The organism is Nisaea sp. (assembly GCF_039990255.1).
Lineage (GTDB): Bacteria > Pseudomonadota > Alphaproteobacteria > Thalassobaculales > Thalassobaculaceae > Nisaea.
In genome coordinates, this window is sequence record NZ_JBDXGG010000018.1 from 1,563,828 (window position 1) to 1,581,787 (window position 17,960).

Below are 17,960 nucleotides of genomic sequence, written 5' to 3' on the forward strand. Positions count from 1 at the left end.
ATCGTTGCGCCTATCTATGAAAGCTCAAGGTCAATAATGTGACCCGAATTCAGGGAGTGCTTCATGGGTCTTCGAACAGCCAGAGAGGAAATTTTCTTCCTCTCAAGATGGCTTCGTGCCCCACTCAAGACTGGGTCTGTCCGCCCCAGTGGACGGGACCTGACTCGATTGATCGCCGGCACGGTCGCCGACCTGGCACCTGACGATTGGATCGTCGAGCTTGGCGGCGGAACGGGAGCGGTAACCAGAGCCTTGATTGAGAACGGTATCGCTCCAGACCGCATGGTCGTTCTGGAACGGGATCGGGCTTTGTCCGACTGGCTGCGGCGCGCTTTCCCGGAAGTAACGGTCGTTACCGGGGATGCAGAGCATCTTCAGCGTCATCTTGCATCGAACAATGCGGGCCCGGTTCGGCGGATCGTTTCCAGCCTGCCCCTGCTATCGCTGCCTCGCAGTCAACGCAGTGTCATTCTCGCCGAAGCGTTCGCGGTGTTGGGAGAAAACGGCTGCCTCATCCAATACAGCTACGGCCCCAGCTGTCCGGTGTCACGAACATTACGGGATGGCCTCGGGATCAATGCTAAGCATGTCGGTACGGCGTGGCGCAATTTACCGCCTGCCCGGGTATGGAAATTCAAAAAACATGACTCGGAACAAGCAGCTCGGCCGGGACAACGTCAAAGCGCCGCCTGAACACCCGCGAGGAATTCTCCACCACTTGCCTCATTCGGTGTCCAAACGATACTTGCGGAAGAGACTGCCAGCATAATCTACCTCGCCGACCAGCTCAGCGCCCAACCGATCCGTCCAGCGAAAATGCTTTCGCGAAAGCGGCAGCAGAAATGTGACAAAGGGAATGCGTATGTCGGATCGGGCGAATTCCAGCGCCCTCCCGGCAATCCGGATCCCGAGCCCAAAGTTGCCCGGTTTGAGCACCAAGCCAAAATCCCATTCACCGGCTTCTTTCTGAAACCCTCCCCACCCGGCATAAACGCCATCGCAAAGAATGGCCCAATGGCCAAGACCATCGCGGCGCCAGAACTCTTCCTTGTACGCGACGAACTGCTTACAGCGCGATTGATTCCAGTCTCCTATCGCGAGCGGCATATGCTCGACGACGCGAGGATCTGACATATGCACAGCAATCTCGCCCAGAGCGATTTCCGGTAGCCGGACGAAACTGATTTTCGAAGGGTCTTTGGTTTTAAGCAACGCTTGATCCGGGAGATTCGACTGGAACAGACAAGCCGAAACCATAGACGGCTTATTCCGCCGATCGCAAAAGGACCGGCGGGATTGCCATCAACAAGATGTGAGTCAGAGTCAGGCTTCGTGGTGACGAACGATATAGCGGCCGTCATCGAACCCCGTGAATTGCTCTGAAATAGAAGGATGGTTCACCGGTCCATTGTCGCTGTCATCGAGCAGGTTCTGCTCCGACACGTAAGCGACGTAGTAGGTTTCCGGATTCTCGGCAAAAAGGTGATAAAATGGCTGATCGCGCCTCGGGCGGCGATCTTCCGGAATGGCGAGATACCAATCTTCGGTGTTGGCAAATTCGGGGTCGACATCAAACACAACGCCCCGGAAATCGAACATCTTGTGCCGAACAACCGCGCCGATACCGAACCTGGCTTCGACAATTTTGACCACGGGCTACCCATTCCATTGTTTTTATTCGCTCTTACGGAACTTGTCCGGAATGTCGAGCAGCGTCAACCGTTGCCGCACAGGAAGTGACCAATCAGCAGGGTCGAGCAATTCAACCAAGAGACGGATATCTGTCTTGTTCTGTGATCTTTTTACCTACAGTCTTTAGGTAATCGAGCAGTTCAACTCGAAGATAAAAATCACCTGGGAGGTAGAAATGTCCGTCGCGACGCTTCGCGATCAGCTGTTCGGCTACCTGAACGACCGCATCTTTTACGGATGGGTCATTCTTTCCGTCGCCGGACTGGGCCTTTTTGTCAGCGGCCCGGGGCAGTCCCACACTTTCAGCGTTTTCATCGACCCGATCAGTGAAGATCTCGGCATATCAAGTACCGAGATAGCGTCGGCTTACGGAACAGCCACCCTGCTCGCCGCATTCTGTCTGCCGTTTACAGGACGCCTCGTCGATCGTTTCGGTCCTCGCATAATGGCCAGTGTGATCGTCATCCTGCTCGGCTTTGCCTGCTTGTTCTTCGGTGCGGCCGCTAACATGCTTTGGCTTGGCATAGGGTTCGCTCTGCTGCGGTTTTTCGGTCAGGGCTCGCTCATGCTGAGCTGCGCCAACATGACCTCACAATGGTTCAGCAAAAAACGGGGCTATGCCATGGGGCTCATGGCGCTTGGTTTTGCCGCCTCGATGGCGATCCACCCGAGGCTCGGGCAATATTTGATCGATACTGTGGGCTGGCGTCAGGCATGGACAGTGCTCGGCCTGACTACCTGGATACTGATGCTTCCGGTCGTCTGGCTGCTCGTCCATGACAAGCCTGAGCAAAAGGGCCTTCATCCCGACGGGATCGCGCCGGAAAAACAGGCTGACGATGCCGCCGTTCAAACAGACTCTATGACGGGCCTGTCCCTCGGCGAAGCGATTCGGACACCGACCTTTCACCTTCTCTGGCTCGGAATGGTTTCCATCGCCATGCTGGTGACCAGCCTGCATTTCTATCAGGTAAAGATCTTCAGCGCTCAGGGACTGGAAGAACAGGTCGCCGCGTGGATGTTCCCGATCTCGGCTTGCACAATGGTGGCGATGATGCCTTTGGTCGGGCGGACGCTCGACAGGATCAAGTCTCGATACGCATTCTCCATTGCCCTGCTGATCCAGGCATCGGCCCTGCTCATGGTGACGCAAGTGACCAACGTACCTACTGCCATTGCCTATGCAACCCTGTTCGGTCTTCTGAATGCCTGCAGCATGACTCTTTTCGGCTATGTCTGGCCGCGCTTTTTCGGACGGGCGCATCTTGGAAGTATTCAGGGTGTCGGACAAATGATCGGGGTTGTCGGCGCATCCATTGGACCGTTACCGATCGGCTATGCGTTCGATCATTTCGGATCGCCGACCCTTATGATCCAGGGGCTCGCCCTGTATCCCGCTGCCTGTGCGGTACTTGCCCTTTTTATCCGTACGCCAGCCGGCGTTCCAGTTGAGGCACATCTGGAATAAACAAAACCGGCACGACCGGATCAGCCAAGCGGCTCGATCCGGGTGGCCGGCAAGGTGACGGTAACAATCGTTCCGACGCCCAACTGGCTGCTTATTTTCAGATCACCGCCATGGGACTTGGCAATCGCCTGCGTCAGATACAGGCCAAGTCCCGCCCCTTCGATCGAGCGGCTATAGGTTTCGTCCGTCGCTTGCTCGAAGGGGTTGAGGACACGATCAAGGTCGCTTGCGCGAATCCCCATTCCGTTATCCTTCACCTCAAGCACAGCGCCCTCTTCCGGATCGATGGTCAGCCGAAGAGCGATCTCACCATTCGTGTCGGTAAATTTCACGGCGTTAGTCAGCAAATTCATCAAAACCTGACGGATCTGCCTCTCGTCCCCGGTAAACCCAACTGGCCTGTCCGGCAGCTCGGCCGTGAAATGTTGTGACTTCTCGGCAAGCTTCGGACGGATCATGGCAATTGTGGCTGAGACCGAACGGCCGAGGTCGAACAGATCTTCCTTCAGTCCCATCTCTCCCAACTCGATCCGCGAAACATCGAGAATATCGTTGATGAGTTCGAGGAGGTGGGCGCCGGCAGAATGAATATGTTGGACGAACTCGGTATAGCGCTCACTGCCGATCGGCCCGAACATCTCTTTTTGCAGAAGGTCTGAAAACCCGATGATGCTGTTCAGAGGTGTTCGCAATTCGTGGCTCATATTGGCAAGAAACTGGGTCTTTGCCAGGCTGGCTAGGTCGGCGCGATGCAGAGCTTCTTCAAGTTGCTGCGTCTTATCAGCGACCTTGATCTGAAGATCGTGCGCCTGACGCCGCCTAACAGAGATATCTCGGAACCAGATAATCCGCGCCGCACATCCTTCAAACTCGAGTGAGCTCCCAGACAACAAGATCCAATGCGTCTCACCGTCAGCCGCCGTGCACTGAACCTCGTAATCGGCGAGCCGGGCGCTGAATTCCGGGTCAGTCAGCACTGCTTCAAGACGGTCTGTATTCTCACCGACCGGTTGCGGGGCAATCTCGGCGAGAGTCTTGATGAAATCCTCACCGAGCCAGGTCACAAGGGCAGAGTTGGCAACCAGACACCGGTTACTGTCGCAACTCAGTACGAGCGCGCCGAGCGGACAATCTTCAATCGTTTTGCGGAGCACCGCAGCCTCTTCTTCAACCACCGGCCGGGAAGGACTCTCCGACATGTCCGCAATAACCGTTGCAACCCCCCCTTGCCTCAACGGTCTTGTGTCAACGCGGACGACCCGGCCGGACTGCAACACGGCACGCCAATATTCATTTCCCGAACCGGGTGCCCCCGAGCCATCAAGCTGCGCCGCGCCAGAGCCGTTGAGAAACTTCGCGTCACCATAGGAGGACTGAAGGGAATGAATATCCCGCTCTTCCATTCCAAGCGACAGCGTTCCGTCCGGTAAATCGAACAGCCCAAAGATCGCCCGATTATAGGCGCTAAGACGACCGTCGGAGTTCCATATGACAATACCATCCCGCGCGGGATCTGGCGCGACATCGAAGGCGCCGTCTATAACCTCTTCAACGGCAACGGCAAAGTTGCTGGTCCAAGTTTGCGTCATTGTCACTCGTTGTCGACGGGAGGTTTAACAGAAGGTGGCGACTCTCAATCTATTCACCCTCAATAAAACAAGAGCGGCCAATATTCCAGCAAAGATGGATATAATACCCGGCGAATTTTGCCAGCTTTTGTTCCGCTTTTTATTTCCCAGTCGACGCATTCAAGCGAAATCAGATTAATCCAAGCTTCTGCAAAGCTTCCGCCAGATCATCTCCGAAATCTTTGCCTTTGCGCACGATCGGAACCGTTTCTGGAAGCGCCTTCAGCAATTTGTTGTCCTTGGTGAAGGAGGTCAGCAGGGCGCAGGGAATGTCTTTCGTCACCTTCATAGCTTTCAAGGCGCAGATAAGATCCACACCGTCCATACCCGGCATGTTGGCCGAAACAAATACACAGTCCGGACGAGTCTGATAAATGTAACTGATGCCCTGGATCGACGACTGCATGCCAGTCACGCGATAACCGCAAGCCTCAAGCTCTTTCGTCACGAGGCGTGCTTGTGCACCAGGCTCCATGACGAGTCCGACTTCAACCTCCGTTGCCGTGACGTCAGAGACATTGAACCGGGACCGCATCGGAAGAGATCGGACAACAGTATCAATCGGGCCATCGTTGGAAATCCGTCCATCGATAACATCTCCAAGCCGATCCACAAAAAGACGAACATCGGAAATTTTGAGCGGCGCGCCGGAATCCGATGCTGAAATGTAATCTTCGCAACGATGCGCAAGGATTGTCAGGTTCGGGAAGCCGAAAGTACTTCCCGACCCTTTCAGCGAATGAACAATCCTAGCGAGGTCGACCATTTCCAGTGGGGAAATTTCGCCTCGCTGTGCAGCGCCGTCGAGCATCTGATCGAGCTGTCCTATGCTGTCATTCGCAGAGTCGATGAATTCCTGGTGCAGCCGCGCCAGATGCTTCTCAAAATCTTCCATCAGCTACCGAGCCTTCCTTTTGCCGTCAAACCGGACCCTGCGCAAACACTCAAAATCATATGGCATACGTTACCACTCGTTGGCGAGACGCCATTGCGCTAGGGTTGATTCTATAGTTTCTAGTGGAATTAGTAGCGCCATTTACGCCACGATACTCAAAGTACGAAGTGCTTCCGCTCTCCCGCCGGACTCGGAGGCTTGGAAAACAACACGCATGATAAAAATTCTGCATGTCGACGATGAAGCCGACATCCGGTCGATTACCAAGCTCGCCCTGGAATCGATAGGAGGGTTCAACATTACCTCCTGCGCCTCTGGCAAAGAGGCGATGACCGCTGTTACCGAGGCCGAGCCGGATCTGATCATCATGGATGTCATGATGCCTGAGATGGATGGCCCGAGAACATTCGCAGCGCTTCAGAAAATTCCGGGTGCGAGCCGGGTACCGGTTATCTTCATGACAGCTAAGAGCCAGAAAGACGAGATCGACAGCCTCATGGAGGTTGGAGCTATCGGCGTGATCGCAAAACCATTCGACCCCATGCAACTGAGCAAAGAGGTCGAGCGCATCTGGAACGCCCGTCCTACCGGTTGATTGATTGACTGTCGCCATCATCAGAACGGAATAGTGCCGATTTCGGGGTCCGCGAACATGCGTGTGCTTTCCTCACGCAAAAAAGTCACTGCTGCCTCAAGTTCATCTTTTTGTGCGACGCTCATGTCGCCAACCTTCTCGTCCATCAACCTGGCGCAAATAACTTCAAGCTCTCTCGCGGATTTCGACATATCGGCATAACCATAGGTGCCGGAAGACCCTGCTATCGTATGCGCTTCGCGCTTAATGAACTCCAGAGCCTCAGCGGTGTTTTCATCTGCTAACCCGGAGGTGATCTCCGACCAGTTCCGCTCGACGACACCAATCCTGCCGCGACAAATCTCAAGAAATTCGTCACGGAGTGCCAGAAATGCCTGCCGAAGACCGCCGTCCGTCATTTCCCAAGCGCCATTTTTTTCATTCGAGCCTCTACATCTCCGTTCAGCAACTTATCGGGTACGATCCCGAGCCTTGTCCAACAAACCAAGCGCTGGTTGCCTATTTATGTTGATGGATAACGTATCTGGCAGCGGTTTAAATCAGGTTAAGGCCGTCAATAAATTCGCGAGACCATCCCTTTATCCGGCAGGGCGACCGCCTCATAAGGTAACAACGAAGTATTAACTCCTCTATGTCACAGTTTCGTGCTGGCTGTTTCCCGAGATCATCAGGCTAAAGGGGGATTGAGCATCATGGCTGGCCATAAGCGCGCCTCGGCGTTGCGCGCCTGCCAATTGGGCAATGATGAGGGCTTGATGCAAAAACTGAAGATGACCAGCGTTGCTCCAGGCTTCAGCGATGCGGACCGAATGAAAGCAATCCAGCAACTCGCGAAGGCGCTTTACTGGGAATGGGATTCAGAGCGGAGAGAGTTCCGGTTTCATGCTGCTGAAATGCTTTCCATCTGGAAGCCAGATTTACTGCCGAGCGGTGAAATTGACACCTCGCTGGTAGCCCCGTCCAGTCAGCCTCTGTTGCGTCAGACGTTCGAAATGATCTTCAGCAACGCTATTCCAGATCCGATCACCTTTGAAGCCCGGGCAGACGACAGCGCTTCCACCGTGACCTACATGCTGAGAGTCGACCCGTTTCAAGACGAAGAACGATCGATTGTCCGCGGCATCATCAAGGACGTTTCCGATAATACGGTCCTTGCGGAGCGCGCCCGTTCGGCTGAACAAAAACTGCTCCACGCCGTAGATGTATTACACGATGGATTTGTCATCTACGATTCCGACGACCGTCTCGTCGTTTGCAATCAGAGATATCGCGATCTGTATCCGAAATCTGCTCATGCGATGATACCAGGCGCAACATTCTCCGATGTAATTCGGGCTGGGCTAGACGCTGGCGAATACACACATGCAATCGGACGTGAAGAAGAGTGGTTCAAGGAGCGACTGGCTAAACATCTGACATCCGATCAGGAAATTGAACAACTCCTCGATGACGGTCGGTGGCTCCGGATCGCCGAGCGCAAAACAGTTGACGGCATGCGTATCGGCCTGAGGATCGATATAACCAAGCTGAAGCAGAACGAAGCTGAGCTAAAGGCTACTCTCGCACGATTGCAGAAGAGCGAGCTTGAAGCTCGCCGTCTGTCTGTTGTCGCAGACCGTACCAAATCCATGGTCACGATTCTCGACAAGGATGGTCGCGTGGAATGGGTAAATCCTGCATTCACAGAAATCACAGGATACACAATTCATGAATTGGCCGGCGAAGACCCGCGCTCGATTATGCGTGGAGTAAACACTGACAAGTCGGTCACGCAAGCCGTCGACAAGGACATTGACGATGGCAAGTCAGTAAGCGGCACAATGCTTCACTACAAGAAAACCGGTGATCCGATCTGGATCGAATTCGAACGCCAGGCGATACGGGACACCGATGGCTCAGTCATTCAACACATGATCGTTGCGCATGACGTAACCGAACATGTCAGAAACACCGAAGTTCTTGCCGAACGCGCTGAGTCCATTCGCGCCATCCTCGACACGGTGGTGGACGCGATTGTTACAATAGACAGCAATGGCGTTATCCTCACGTTTAACCCTGCGGCCGAACGCATGTTCGGTATCAGACGCAAAGACGCTCTCGGGAAAAACGTCAATACCCTCATGGCCGGGGAGCACCACACAAACCATTCGCTTTATATCGCAAATTATTTTGCCGGCCATACCAAGAACGTGATTGGTAAAAGCAGGGAGTTCACCGCTGTAAAAGCGGACGGCACTATTTTCCCGGTAGAACTTGCGGTCGGTGAAATGTTCTCTGGCGAAAACTTGAGGTTTGTCGGAATTATCCGTGACATTTCTGAGCGCAAGCAGCTTGAGCGCATCAAGCGAGAATTCATTTCCACAGTTAGTCACGAGCTGAAAACGCCGCTGACCTCAATCACCGGCGCCCTCGGTCTCGCACGCAGTGGTGCTGTCGGTTCGCTGTCAGAGCAGATGCAGAATATCATCGACATTGCTTACCGGAATAGTGAGCGTCTCGGCACCTTGGTGACCGATATTCTGGATATCGAGAAGATAGACGCGGGCCAGATGTCTTACGATATGCAGGAGAGCAATATAGATCAGTTGATTGCTGACTGCGTTGTCAGCATGCAGCCGTATTCGAACAAGTTCGGTGTCAGACTCAAGATCTGCGGGAAGGCTGACGATCCTGTATTCATGGGAGACTCAAACCGGATCACTCAGGTCATTACGAACCTGATATCGAACGGCATAAAATTTTCAAAATCCGGCCAGCAAGTCGAAGTCAGATCCAAAAGTACGGCAGACACACTAACATTTTCAGTCAAGGATTTTGGGGAAGGTATTTCCCAGGAGCAACAAGAACAGATATTCACACGTTTCTTCCGGGTGGACAGTGCCGACGACCGGCATAGTGGCGGCACCGGCTTGGGACTGAGCATCTGCCGGCCAATAGTGGAGGCCCACCAAGGCGCCATCTCTGTCGAAAGCAGCCTGGGTGAAGGATCGACCTTCACCGTGCGCATTTCCCGTAACGCGGATACCTGAAGAAACTTACAAGGCGGCGTTCGGCAAGCGTCGAATACCGGGTATCAGTGCAGGTGCTCCCGCGCTTCAGCCGTACTTGAGGTCAGAGCTGTAAGCCGCTTCAACAGATACTCTACATCTTCCTCAGTGAGGCCGAAGTCATCCGTTTCAAAAGCTGTCAGCAGACGTTCGAGCACCTTGAGACTGAAACGCTCCCTGTCACTCTCCAGTCCGTCATAATCAGTGTCGCGCATCACATCGATTGCCTTGCGCAGAACCGGGAAAGAGCGTTTCGGCAGACCCGATCGTTCGAACAGCGCTCTCAATCCGCGATTGCCTTCATCGTCGAACAGCTTCTGTGCATTGAGCAATGGGACGGATGCCAGTTCGGCCAATGCCGCCTGGGCAAAGGACAGGTCTCCAAGACAAGCCGCCCTGACAACGATCGACTCTGTAAGACGATGGTTCCGATGCAGTTCGGCGACAAGATCTTCAACCTTTTGCGCTCCCGCACCATTGGAAACAAGGCTGAGCGTCGCATTCTCGCGGGCTTCGAGCAGCAAGTCGGTCGCAATATTTGACGGCAGATCGTGATGCTTTACGAGATGCTCACGCAGACGATCCGAGACAATAGACACCAGACGTTCGGAGATCCCGACCGGCAGTGACGCTCGGTTCACCATACCGTCCTGGATGTTTTCATCATCGCCAAACCGGTCGATCGCTTTCTTGAAACCCTCTTCAGAAATCGCAGCGCCCTCGTTACGCACCAACGTTTCAACGACAGTCTGGTTCCCTTTGTCGATCAAAGTTTCAGCAACAGCCTCCGGGACATTCTCCCGACGGGCAATTGCAGATTGCTTCATCTCATCAGCAGCAGATGCGATCTCGACCAAGTCGTCTTCGCGCAGCACCTCGGAAAACTCGAGGACCGGCATTGCAACCGATTCCACGTCTTTTGCAAGAAGCAGCGCAACATCATGCGGAAGGTCTTTCGCCGACTTCGCCTCACGGGCCAGTGCTTCACGAACCCTGCGTTCCGCATCACGGGCCATGACCCGGAGAATTTCCTGGGCCATCGGCAGTTCCGTCGAGGAAAAACTGGACGACGAAAGTTGACCCGCGACCTTGGCTACCGTCGCAGCGCGATTATCCGCAGAAGGATCTTTCAGCAGAGATTGCACATCGGCCGCCGAAAGTGCCCCACCGCCATTGCCACTGTCACCAGAGCTTACCATGCGCTTCCTCACATCCCGCTGCATTTATAGCGTTTGAGTGTTCCGCAACAAAGGTTAACGTTTCCTTATCAAACGGTAACATGATGCGTCACTCTTGATGAACTGTAGCAGATTTCATGACAGTTCGCGCAAGTATAAGAAGCAGCGCCTTCAAAGAATGCGCCGCTTCTTGCATTTTCAGCGTTCAGAACGCCTAGAGATTAAGCTGGTAGCTTGCCGGAACCCAGCGATAGGCAGCCCCGTGCTTCTCAACATACCCCACGGACGGGAACGGCATGTGATACCCGGTGGCCGGGATTTTCTCGACCGCTGCCATATCCAGCAAGCGCTTGCGTGTCGCCGCGGCAGCTTCCTTATCCATGTCAAACCGCACATGCCAATCCGGCCGCTGCAACGATGCGACGTAGTGATTAGTTGTGTCGGCCCATGCCAGCAATCTGCGACCGTCACTTTCGAAGTGATACGCCATATGCCCCGGAGTATGCCCTGCTGCATCAACAGCCTGAATACCCGACACCACATCCTCACCGGGCTTGAGGAACGTCATTTTCTCCGCGAACGGGACAACGTTGCTCTGTACCAGCTTACCTACTCTCGCAAGCTTGCCCTCGGCCACTTCCGGCGGAGACCAGAAGTCATATTCAGCCGCACCCGTTACGTATCGCGCGTTGGGGAACAATGCGCCCCCGCCCTCCATGAGACCGCCGATATGGTCCGGGTGGAAATGAGTCAGGACGACAATATCGATCTGGTCCGCGGTAAACCCGGCCTTTCCCAGCGCCTCGGCGAGATGACCCGCATTCGGCCGGCGGCCATTTCCGTTACCCGCATCGAACATAACAACTTCGTTGCCGGTATTAACGATTACAGGCGTGAAAGAGATCTCCATGCGGTTCCCTGGCAGGTGATTTTCCTCCGCGAGCCTCACCACATCTTCCTGTTTCTGGTTCTGCCCGAAAATCGGATGCGGACCATCGAGCTGAATGGCTCCGTCCGAGATCGTGGTCACCTCGAACTTGCCAAGCTTGAAACGATAATGGGACGGGTGCGACGTCCCTTGCATCGGGGCCGCTGCCTCAGCCACGGACGGCAGGCTGGTAAGCACAGCCGGAGCAGCTAAAGTACCCGCAGCGGCGAACATCGCCTCTCGCCGGGTCATTGCTTTCAAACCGTTCGTCATCTTAATCCTCCCTCGACCGAACAAAGTTCATGACTAGGAGATAGGGCAGGAATCCCTATCGAAAAGATGGGCTCCGGCTGAAAAGTTGCCCCTTTTCAGAGTTTCTGATCGGCCACCCCGCGCTCATCGCACCTCGATTTATTATGCGGCGCCGAATTAGGATGGAATTTCCTAAGGTTAAGGGTACAAAAAACGGTGCGGAATAGATCGCGAAAGAGGGAATAAAATGGCGTTCTTCAGAGCTGGATCACGAACATTTCACTATTCCGACCGAACCATCGGGACCGGCCCGACACTGGTTCTCGCCAATTCTCTCGGTACAGACTTCCGTATTTGGGATCCGATGCTGCCGAAACTTCAAGGGATCGGACGCATTGTCCGGTACGACAAGCGCGGTCATGGGCTGACGGACGTATCCGAAGCGCCCTATTCCATTCAAGATCTGAGTTCCGATCTGAAGACCATCGCAGACCATGCGGAGCTTGATCATTTTCTGCTCGGCGGCGTTTCCATTGGTGGGATGATTGCTCAAGACTTTGCGACCAGATACCCAAAGCAGGTAGACGCACTCGTGTGCATGGATACCGCGCCCAAAATCGGCGAGGCCGCTCTTTGGCAGGATCGCATTGATGCGATCTCCGCGAACGGTCTCGAAAGTATCGCCGATGGTGTCATGGAGCGCTGGTTCTCGGCTGATTTCCGGAAGAACAATCCGGCCGCTACAGCGGGATGGCGCAATCTGCTCGCCAGGACAACACAGACAGGTTACCTCGGCTGCTGCGCGGCGATCCGTGATGCCGACCTGACAGAAGCAACCCTCTCACTTACCGTTCCGACTTTAGTACTCTGTGGCGCGGAAGACGGCGCAACGCCTCCAGCTCTCGTGAAGGCTATGGCCGATGCGATGAAGAATGCATCTTATGTGGAAGTTCCTAATGCCGGTCACATTCCAAGCCTAGAGCAACCGGACTTCCTGGCTGATGCGATGAACCGTTTTTTCAAGGAAAACGGATTTACCTAAGGTGTCTGGCGCCGCTAGGGCGTCCAGCGGATCTCATAAAGCGCGCCAGCTCTGTCGAGATAGACCGCGCTTTGCGGGCTTGTCGAGATGATGCCGGACCGAGGTGCCGATGGAATATCCACTTCCGCGATCCGGTTTAGACCTTCAGCAGCAAGGGATACAGCAGCAATTCTTCCATATCCCCGAACGGGCAAAATAAGATCCGGATTGCCGTCACCGTCGACATCGGCGACTTCCGACATATCCTGGACCGTCGAGCCTCCATGATGGTTGGCATAACCGCCTTCGCGCGCCTGTTCCCGCAGGCGGCCGCCACGCCATTCAAGAAAGACCAACTCGCCGCGAATATGCGGCCGATCAACATAGGCGATCTCCGTAAAGCCGTCGCCATCGAAGTCGGCAATGCCTGCTATATTCAGCCAGCGGTAAGGCGTCCCGATCCTTGCGGAGTTAGCTAGCCGGAGCAGCGCGGGCTTGCCATCACTGTCTCTGCCGATACCGAACACGGCAATCCCGGCTCCACCGGTTGATGTTGCCGTGATGGCCACGATTTCGGGTCTACCAGCCAGTGAGCGATCCAAATCGACAATCCGGGGCTCCAGATCCTCGAATACTTCGTCTGCGATCACCGAGTAGACCGCCAACTTGCCGCCCTCCTCCTGTACCACCAGACTCAGCGCTTCAACCACATCGCCAAGCGCGCCATGGCCGTAGCTTTCCGTCTCGTCGGTGTACCAAGCCCTTATCAAACCATCCGGACTGATTGCGACGCGGCCGTCCTTCACGAGCGGCAACCGCAACGGCTTCGACTCCGGTAAGCGGGCTGATCCGGATCTCTCAATAACCTGTCCGTCACCGGTGACTTCAAACAGCGCGCCATTCTCGGCCATCACCAGCACATGATCAGCCGAATTGATCAGCCTGCTGCCAGGATCTGTCAGATCCAGTTTACGGGACACCAATTCGGCAGCGGAGACAGGCATGACCGCCACCGCAATGACGGCAGTAAACAGGAATATCGAAACCCGCATGTACCCAATCCCTTCGGAGACCCGATCATAATGACGAAGAAAGCTGGTCCAATATAGGACTGGACGGGTTCATGTCCCTGGCCGATATGTATCGCTGTTGTTCACAGGCACGCGAGCGCAAGCCGTGCTACGCGCTGCAACCTCCCACCAAGGAGTCCGACATGAGCTATGTTTTCACACCGCCCCCGGCAGTCTCCCTGCCCGTCCGCGGCCAGGACGATCGCTTCCCCGTGCATCGGGTTTACTGCGTCGGGCGTAACTATGCCGAACATGCCATTGAAATGGGACATGACCCGGACAAGGAGCCGCCGTTTTTCTTCCAGAAGAATCCGGACAACTTGATCGTCCCTGATTTGAAGTTCCCCTACCCGCCGCAGTCCAACGACGTCCATCATGAAATCGAGATGGTCGTTGCACTCAAGCAGGGCGGCACTGACATTCCTATCGAGAACGCCCTTGACTGTGTCTACGGCTACGCTGTGTCTCTCGACATGACCCGGCGCGATCTGCAGGCACAGATGAAGAAAGCCGGTCGTCCCTGGGAAATCGGCAAAGCGTTCGAGATGTCCGCTCCGTGCGGTGAGATTGTTCCCGCCTCCGAAATCGGTCACCCGGAAAACGGTGCCGTCTGGCTCAAGGTCAATGGCGAGATGCGTCAGGAAGGCGACCTGAACCAGATGCTATGGAAGGTTCCGGAAATGATCTCCTACCTTTCCGGACTGTTCGAGCTGGTCCCAGGCGACATCATCATGTCCGGAACCCCTGCTGGCGTTGGCCCGGTCGTCTGCGGCGATGTCATGCATGGCTATGTCGAAGGCGTTGGCGATCTGGTCGTGAACGTGGTCTGAGGCAGGCGTCTCTGCTGAATGCAAAGGGCGGCCACAACGGCCGCCCTTTACTGTTCAGACTAAGATATTATCGGGACGTCACACCTCGGCGTTTTTCGCCTGCCTGCGCTTTTTCCGGAAAATCTGCACCAGCGGCAGCATAAGCAGAATGATCGCGATAATCGTGATTGGTCCTGCGATCGGCCGCGTGAAGAACACAGTGGCGTCGCCTCCGGAAATGATCAGGCTCTGCCGCAGAGCGGGCTCTGCGATCGGGCCAAGCACAATTGCCAGCACTGCAGGGGCAAGCGGATAGTCCAGCTTGCGCAGAAGATAGGCCCCGAAGCCGAAGATCACCATCAGCCAAACATCGTGCATATCCTCAGTCGGCGCATAACCACCGACGAGGCAGAGTACGAAGATAATTGGCGCCAGTATGGTGAACGGCATCTTCAGCACATAGAGGAAGACCGGAATGAAGAGGATGTTGATGATCACCGCAAAGAAATTCGCAGCATAAAGGCTGGCAGTCAGTCCCCAAACAAAGTCCGATTGCTCAATGAACATCATCGGTCCAGGCACCAATCCCCAGATAACCATACCGCCAAGCAGGATCGCAGTCGTCGGGGAGCCTGGAATACCAAGCGTGAGCATCGGCAGCATCGCGCCTGTCGACGCCGAGTTGTTCGCGGCTTCCGGAGCAATCACACCGCCGACTTCACCCTTGCCGTAGCCATCAGGGTTTTTCGACGTCATCTTCGAGATGCCATAGGCCATCAGAGAGCCTGGTGTCGCGCCCGCCGCCGGCAGGATACCGACGAAAAACCCTAGCAGTGAGCCGATCCATGCCGGCTTCCACTCTTTCAAGACTTCCTTCAGATGCGAGACCGTGCGCTTGGCCGAGATTTCGACCTTGGACATCGACGGGTTTCCGCGGGTTGAATCGATCGTCCAGAGCATTTCGCCGATGCCGTAGACGCCGATTGCCAGCACCAGGAAATTGATCCCGTGCAGAAAGCCGATGATATCGAAGAACACCAGCCGTGGTGTACCGCTGATGATGTCCATTCCGACAGCGCTGAACACCAGGCCGATACAAATGGAGAAGACGGTCTTCGCGATATCATCACCGCCTAGGCCGACGAAGGTCGCAAAGGCCAAAAGCATCAAGGCGAAGATCTCCTGGTCACCGAAGTCGAGCGCAACGCTGGCAAGCGCCGGCGCAAATCCGGTGAACAGAATGATCGAGATCGTGCCGCCGAAAAAGGATGCCACTGCGGCAGCGATAAGCGCCTTGTCGGCCAGCCCTTTCAGGGCAAGCGGCCGTCCGTCAAAGGTTGTGGCAACAGCGGTCGATGCCCCCGGTATCCCCAGCATGATCGAACTGATCGCTCCGCCATACATGGCGCCGTAATAGATAGCGGCAAGAAAAATGATGGCCGAGGTAGGCGGCACGAGAAAGGTGAGCGGCAAAAGGATCGCTACCCCGTTCACAGATCCGAGCCCCGGCATCGCGCCAATGAACAAGCCAATCGTCACACCGACGACGACCAGCCCTAGATTGAGCGGTTCGAACGCAATCAGAAAGCCGTCCAAGAGAAGTTGAATGATTTCCATAACTTAAATCCCCAGGCCGGCGTCTAAAGGAAAATGTCGTAGAGCGGATAGAACAGCGGCTCCAAGTATCCCTTGGGCAGCACGATCCGCATCGCGACATCGAAGAAAAAGAATATAACGACTGGCGCCACCCCTGAGATCACAAGGGTCGGTACCCAGTTATGCCGTCCGAGAACTCGTAAGTAGAACAGCATGAACAGCGGCACAGCACCATAGACGCCGACCACATGGACCAAGCCCACAAGACCAACCACACTGCCACCGACCAGCAGGAACATCCGGACTGCGTAGGCGTCCATGAACTGGTCCTGCGAGCGCGATTGGGGCGTCGCCTTTCGAACCCAGTTCACAATCGTCCAGATGTTGCAAACCAACATCATCCCGGCCAGCCAGAACGGCCAAGCGCCGCCTCCAGGACCTTCATACTCTACCCAGCCAATATTCAGCTCGGTGCTCTTCCACATCAGATAGATGGAAAATACTGCCAATATGACAGCCGTGACCAGTTCCGCGCGACGCATGTGCGGCGACCTTCCTCATTCAATCATGAATAGAAAAAGAGACGGGATGCCGGATCCCTTAAATTACAACCCCGGAGCTATTAGGCTCCGGGGTTGCGCAGTGTGGCGATCAGGAGGCGCCCATCTTGGCCAGCATCGCTCGATGCGTCTCGTTATTCACATTCCAGTAATCCTGGAGCGCGGATCCGGACAGGAACTCGCCATAGAGGCTCTTCGCCTTGCGGTAGTCCTGCCATTCCTGGCTGTCATACACCTTCCTGAACAAGGATGTGTAATAGGCCTGGGCGTCCGCCGACATACCCGGCGCGCCAACAACGCTCCGCTGCATGAAATAGGCGAAGTTCTGCCCTTTTTCCGTCATCGTCGGAGCGTTCGGGAACTTCTCCAGACGATCCTTGGTGAAGGACACCAGCGGAATAGCAACGCCAGCGTTGTAGAAGCCTTCGATCTCTGAAGGATTGTTGACGGAGGAGTTGATGTGCTTGCCGGCAACCTGCTTGGCCACCGTTCCGCCACCCTTATAGGGAACATACTTCATCTTAAGATCGAAATTGGCGTTCAAGAAGTCCGTGATGAGCTGGTCTTCCTGCAGCTTACCGGTGCCGCCCATGACCCACTTGTCACCAACGCTTTTAACATGGTCGACCCACTGGTCGAACGTGGTCAGGCCTGCGTCCTTATGCACCCAAAGCAGGAAGGTATCTTCCGCCATCCGTGCCACCGGCGCGAACTTCAGGGAATCCACGCCAAGGCCAGGCTGGCGCATCGGCGTCGTGTAGAAACTGTTCAGGGTCACCATGATGGTGTGGTCCTGATCCTTGGCATTCTGAACATGCACAAGGGCTTCAGCGCCCGAGCCACCAGGCTTGTTGATCGGGATCAACGGCTTGGAAGCCATATTATGTTTCTCAACAATGGTCTGCATCAGACGGGCCATCTTGTCGGCGCCGCCGCCTTTACCAGCCATGATAATGAAATCGATCGGCTTTACCGGCTCGAATGCCTGTGCCGGTGCATTGACGGCCATACCCAAGCCGGCAAAGACAGCCAAGCCCATAAGACTGCGTCTTGAGATTTTCATTGAACTCCTCCCTTGTTGTGTCCGGACAAATTTATTTTTTTCTTTTTGTCCGTCGCCACAGCGTAGTCCGGCTTTTCAGCAAGGACCAACAACTTTTCATGGCACCAAAATGGTATACCAAGCCCAAGTATCTTGTATACCAGTTTCTCTTGAGCACT

Annotated in this window: 17 protein-coding genes; 6 read left to right on the forward strand and 11 right to left on the reverse strand. The window is 55.1% G+C overall.

The window, feature by feature from the left end; translation table 11 throughout:
- Positions 1–63 precede the first annotated feature (63 nt).
- The gene (locus tag ABJ076_RS17755) at positions 64–693 is read left to right on the forward strand and encodes an rRNA adenine N-6-methyltransferase family protein (RefSeq protein ID WP_348185875.1); all 630 of its coding nucleotides are present in this window, start codon (positions 64–66) and stop codon (positions 691–693) included.
- A gap of 30 nt (positions 694–723) precedes the next feature.
- Here ABJ076_RS17755 and ABJ076_RS17760 read toward each other — a convergent pair whose 3' ends face one another.
- Positions 724–1,212: a hypothetical protein gene (locus tag ABJ076_RS17760; protein WP_348185877.1), complete on the reverse strand. Its 489-nt coding sequence runs from the start codon at positions 1,210–1,212 to the stop codon at positions 724–726.
- A gap of 111 nt (positions 1,213–1,323) precedes the next feature.
- Positions 1,324–1,653, reverse strand: coding sequence for a heat shock protein HspQ (gene hspQ / locus ABJ076_RS17765; RefSeq protein ID WP_348185880.1), 330 nt, complete (start codon positions 1,651–1,653; stop codon positions 1,324–1,326).
- 214 nt (positions 1,654–1,867) lie between these two features.
- Between hspQ and ABJ076_RS17770 the strand changes: the two genes are divergently transcribed.
- Positions 1,868–3,160, forward strand: coding sequence for an MFS transporter (locus ABJ076_RS17770; protein WP_348185883.1), 1,293 nt, complete (start codon positions 1,868–1,870; stop codon positions 3,158–3,160).
- Positions 3,161–3,180: 20 nt separating this feature from the next.
- Here ABJ076_RS17770 and ABJ076_RS17775 read toward each other — a convergent pair whose 3' ends face one another.
- Together ABJ076_RS17775 and ABJ076_RS17780 are read right to left on the reverse strand one after the other, a co-directional pair.
- Positions 3,181–4,749 carry an ATP-binding protein gene (locus ABJ076_RS17775; protein WP_348185886.1) on the reverse strand — a complete coding sequence of 523 codons (1,569 nt, stop codon included), beginning with the start codon at positions 4,747–4,749 and terminating at the stop codon, positions 3,181–3,183.
- Positions 4,750–4,918: 169 nt separating this feature from the next.
- Positions 4,919–5,683 carry an Hpt domain-containing protein gene (locus tag ABJ076_RS17780; RefSeq protein ID WP_348185888.1) on the reverse strand — a complete coding sequence of 255 codons (765 nt, stop codon included), beginning with the start codon at positions 5,681–5,683 and terminating at the stop codon, positions 4,919–4,921.
- A 214-nt stretch (positions 5,684–5,897) separates the two neighbouring features.
- On the opposite strand from ABJ076_RS17780, the gene ABJ076_RS17785 reads away from it, so the two are divergent.
- Complete coding sequence (locus tag ABJ076_RS17785) at positions 5,898–6,278, forward strand: response regulator (protein ID WP_348185891.1); 381 nt, start codon at positions 5,898–5,900, stop codon at positions 6,276–6,278.
- 20 nt (positions 6,279–6,298) lie between these two features.
- Here ABJ076_RS17785 and ABJ076_RS17790 read toward each other — a convergent pair whose 3' ends face one another.
- Complete coding sequence (locus tag ABJ076_RS17790) at positions 6,299–6,676, reverse strand: Hpt domain-containing protein (protein ID WP_348185893.1); 378 nt, start codon at positions 6,674–6,676, stop codon at positions 6,299–6,301.
- A gap of 294 nt (positions 6,677–6,970) precedes the next feature.
- Here ABJ076_RS17790 and ABJ076_RS17795 point away from each other — a divergent pair, with 294 nt between their 5' ends.
- Positions 6,971–9,307, forward strand: a complete 2,337-nt coding sequence (locus ABJ076_RS17795; protein WP_348185895.1) for a PAS domain S-box protein — start codon at positions 6,971–6,973, stop codon at positions 9,305–9,307.
- Between the two features lie 44 nt (positions 9,308–9,351).
- Here ABJ076_RS17795 and ABJ076_RS17800 read toward each other — a convergent pair whose 3' ends face one another.
- Positions 9,352–10,524 (reverse strand): DUF2336 domain-containing protein, encoded by a 1,173-nt coding sequence (locus tag ABJ076_RS17800; protein ID WP_348185897.1) that lies wholly within the window; start codon positions 10,522–10,524, stop codon positions 9,352–9,354.
- 193 nt (positions 10,525–10,717) lie between these two features.
- Entirely contained in the window at positions 10,718–11,704 is a 987-nt protein-coding gene (locus ABJ076_RS17805; RefSeq protein ID WP_348185900.1) for an MBL fold metallo-hydrolase, read from the reverse strand.
- A gap of 226 nt (positions 11,705–11,930) precedes the next feature.
- Between ABJ076_RS17805 and pcaD the strand changes: the two genes are divergently transcribed.
- Positions 11,931–12,725: a 3-oxoadipate enol-lactonase gene (gene pcaD, locus ABJ076_RS17810; protein WP_348190207.1), complete on the forward strand. Its 795-nt coding sequence runs from the start codon at positions 11,931–11,933 to the stop codon at positions 12,723–12,725.
- A 14-nt stretch (positions 12,726–12,739) separates the two neighbouring features.
- On the opposite strand, the gene ABJ076_RS17815 is transcribed toward pcaD, so the two are convergent.
- Positions 12,740–13,756, reverse strand: a complete 1,017-nt coding sequence (locus ABJ076_RS17815) for a VCBS repeat-containing protein (protein WP_348190209.1) — start codon at positions 13,754–13,756, stop codon at positions 12,740–12,742.
- A 161-nt stretch (positions 13,757–13,917) separates the two neighbouring features.
- Between ABJ076_RS17815 and ABJ076_RS17820 the strand changes: the two genes are divergently transcribed.
- Positions 13,918–14,604 carry a fumarylacetoacetate hydrolase family protein gene (locus ABJ076_RS17820; RefSeq protein WP_348190211.1) on the forward strand — a complete coding sequence of 229 codons (687 nt, stop codon included), beginning with the start codon at positions 13,918–13,920 and terminating at the stop codon, positions 14,602–14,604.
- Between the two features lie 78 nt (positions 14,605–14,682).
- Here the strand turns inward: ABJ076_RS17820 and ABJ076_RS17825 are convergent, their stop codons facing one another.
- From ABJ076_RS17825 to ABJ076_RS17835, 3 genes are all read right to left on the reverse strand, one after another.
- Positions 14,683–16,200 carry a tripartite tricarboxylate transporter permease gene (locus ABJ076_RS17825; protein WP_348190213.1) on the reverse strand — a complete coding sequence of 506 codons (1,518 nt, stop codon included), beginning with the start codon at positions 16,198–16,200 and terminating at the stop codon, positions 14,683–14,685.
- Positions 16,201–16,223: 23 nt separating this feature from the next.
- Positions 16,224–16,721: a tripartite tricarboxylate transporter TctB family protein gene (locus tag ABJ076_RS17830; protein WP_348190215.1), complete on the reverse strand. Its 498-nt coding sequence runs from the start codon at positions 16,719–16,721 to the stop codon at positions 16,224–16,226.
- Positions 16,722–16,830: 109 nt separating this feature from the next.
- Positions 16,831–17,802 (reverse strand): tripartite tricarboxylate transporter substrate-binding protein, encoded by a 972-nt coding sequence (locus tag ABJ076_RS17835; RefSeq protein ID WP_348190217.1) that lies wholly within the window; start codon positions 17,800–17,802, stop codon positions 16,831–16,833.
- Between the last annotated feature and the right edge of the window lie 158 nt (positions 17,803–17,960).

Bases quoted from the DNA above. Each gene is read 5' to 3' on its own strand.
- ABJ076_RS17800 (WP_348185897.1), bottom strand. From the start codon at position 10,524: ATGGTAAGCTCTGGTGACAGTGGCAATGGCGGTGGGGCACTTTCGGCG.
- ABJ076_RS17785 (WP_348185891.1), top strand. From the start codon at position 5,898: ATGATAAAAATTCTGCATGTCGACGATGAAGCCGACATCCGGTCGATT.
- ABJ076_RS17775 (WP_348185886.1), bottom strand. From the start codon at position 4,749: ATGACGCAAACTTGGACCAGCAACTTTGCCGTTGCCGTTGAAGAGGTT.
- ABJ076_RS17820 (WP_348190211.1), top strand. From the start codon at position 13,918: ATGAGCTATGTTTTCACACCGCCCCCGGCAGTCTCCCTGCCCGTCCGC.
- ABJ076_RS17780 (WP_348185888.1), bottom strand. From the start codon at position 5,683: ATGGAAGATTTTGAGAAGCATCTGGCGCGGCTGCACCAGGAATTCATC.
- ABJ076_RS17825 (WP_348190213.1), bottom strand. From the start codon at position 16,200: ATGGAAATCATTCAACTTCTCTTGGACGGCTTTCTGATTGCGTTCGAA.
- pcaD (WP_348190207.1), top strand. From the start codon at position 11,931: ATGGCGTTCTTCAGAGCTGGATCACGAACATTTCACTATTCCGACCGA.
- ABJ076_RS17835 (WP_348190217.1), bottom strand. From the start codon at position 17,802: ATGAAAATCTCAAGACGCAGTCTTATGGGCTTGGCTGTCTTTGCCGGC.
- ABJ076_RS17770 (WP_348185883.1), top strand. From the start codon at position 1,868: ATGTCCGTCGCGACGCTTCGCGATCAGCTGTTCGGCTACCTGAACGAC.
- ABJ076_RS17790 (WP_348185893.1), bottom strand. From the start codon at position 6,676: ATGACGGACGGCGGTCTTCGGCAGGCATTTCTGGCACTCCGTGACGAA.
- ABJ076_RS17795 (WP_348185895.1), top strand. From the start codon at position 6,971: ATGGCTGGCCATAAGCGCGCCTCGGCGTTGCGCGCCTGCCAATTGGGC.
- ABJ076_RS17830 (WP_348190215.1), bottom strand. From the start codon at position 16,721: ATGCGTCGCGCGGAACTGGTCACGGCTGTCATATTGGCAGTATTTTCC.
- ABJ076_RS17805 (WP_348185900.1), bottom strand. From the start codon at position 11,704: ATGACGAACGGTTTGAAAGCAATGACCCGGCGAGAGGCGATGTTCGCC.
- ABJ076_RS17815 (WP_348190209.1), bottom strand. From the start codon at position 13,756: ATGCGGGTTTCGATATTCCTGTTTACTGCCGTCATTGCGGTGGCGGTC.
- ABJ076_RS17755 (WP_348185875.1), top strand. From the start codon at position 64: ATGGGTCTTCGAACAGCCAGAGAGGAAATTTTCTTCCTCTCAAGATGG.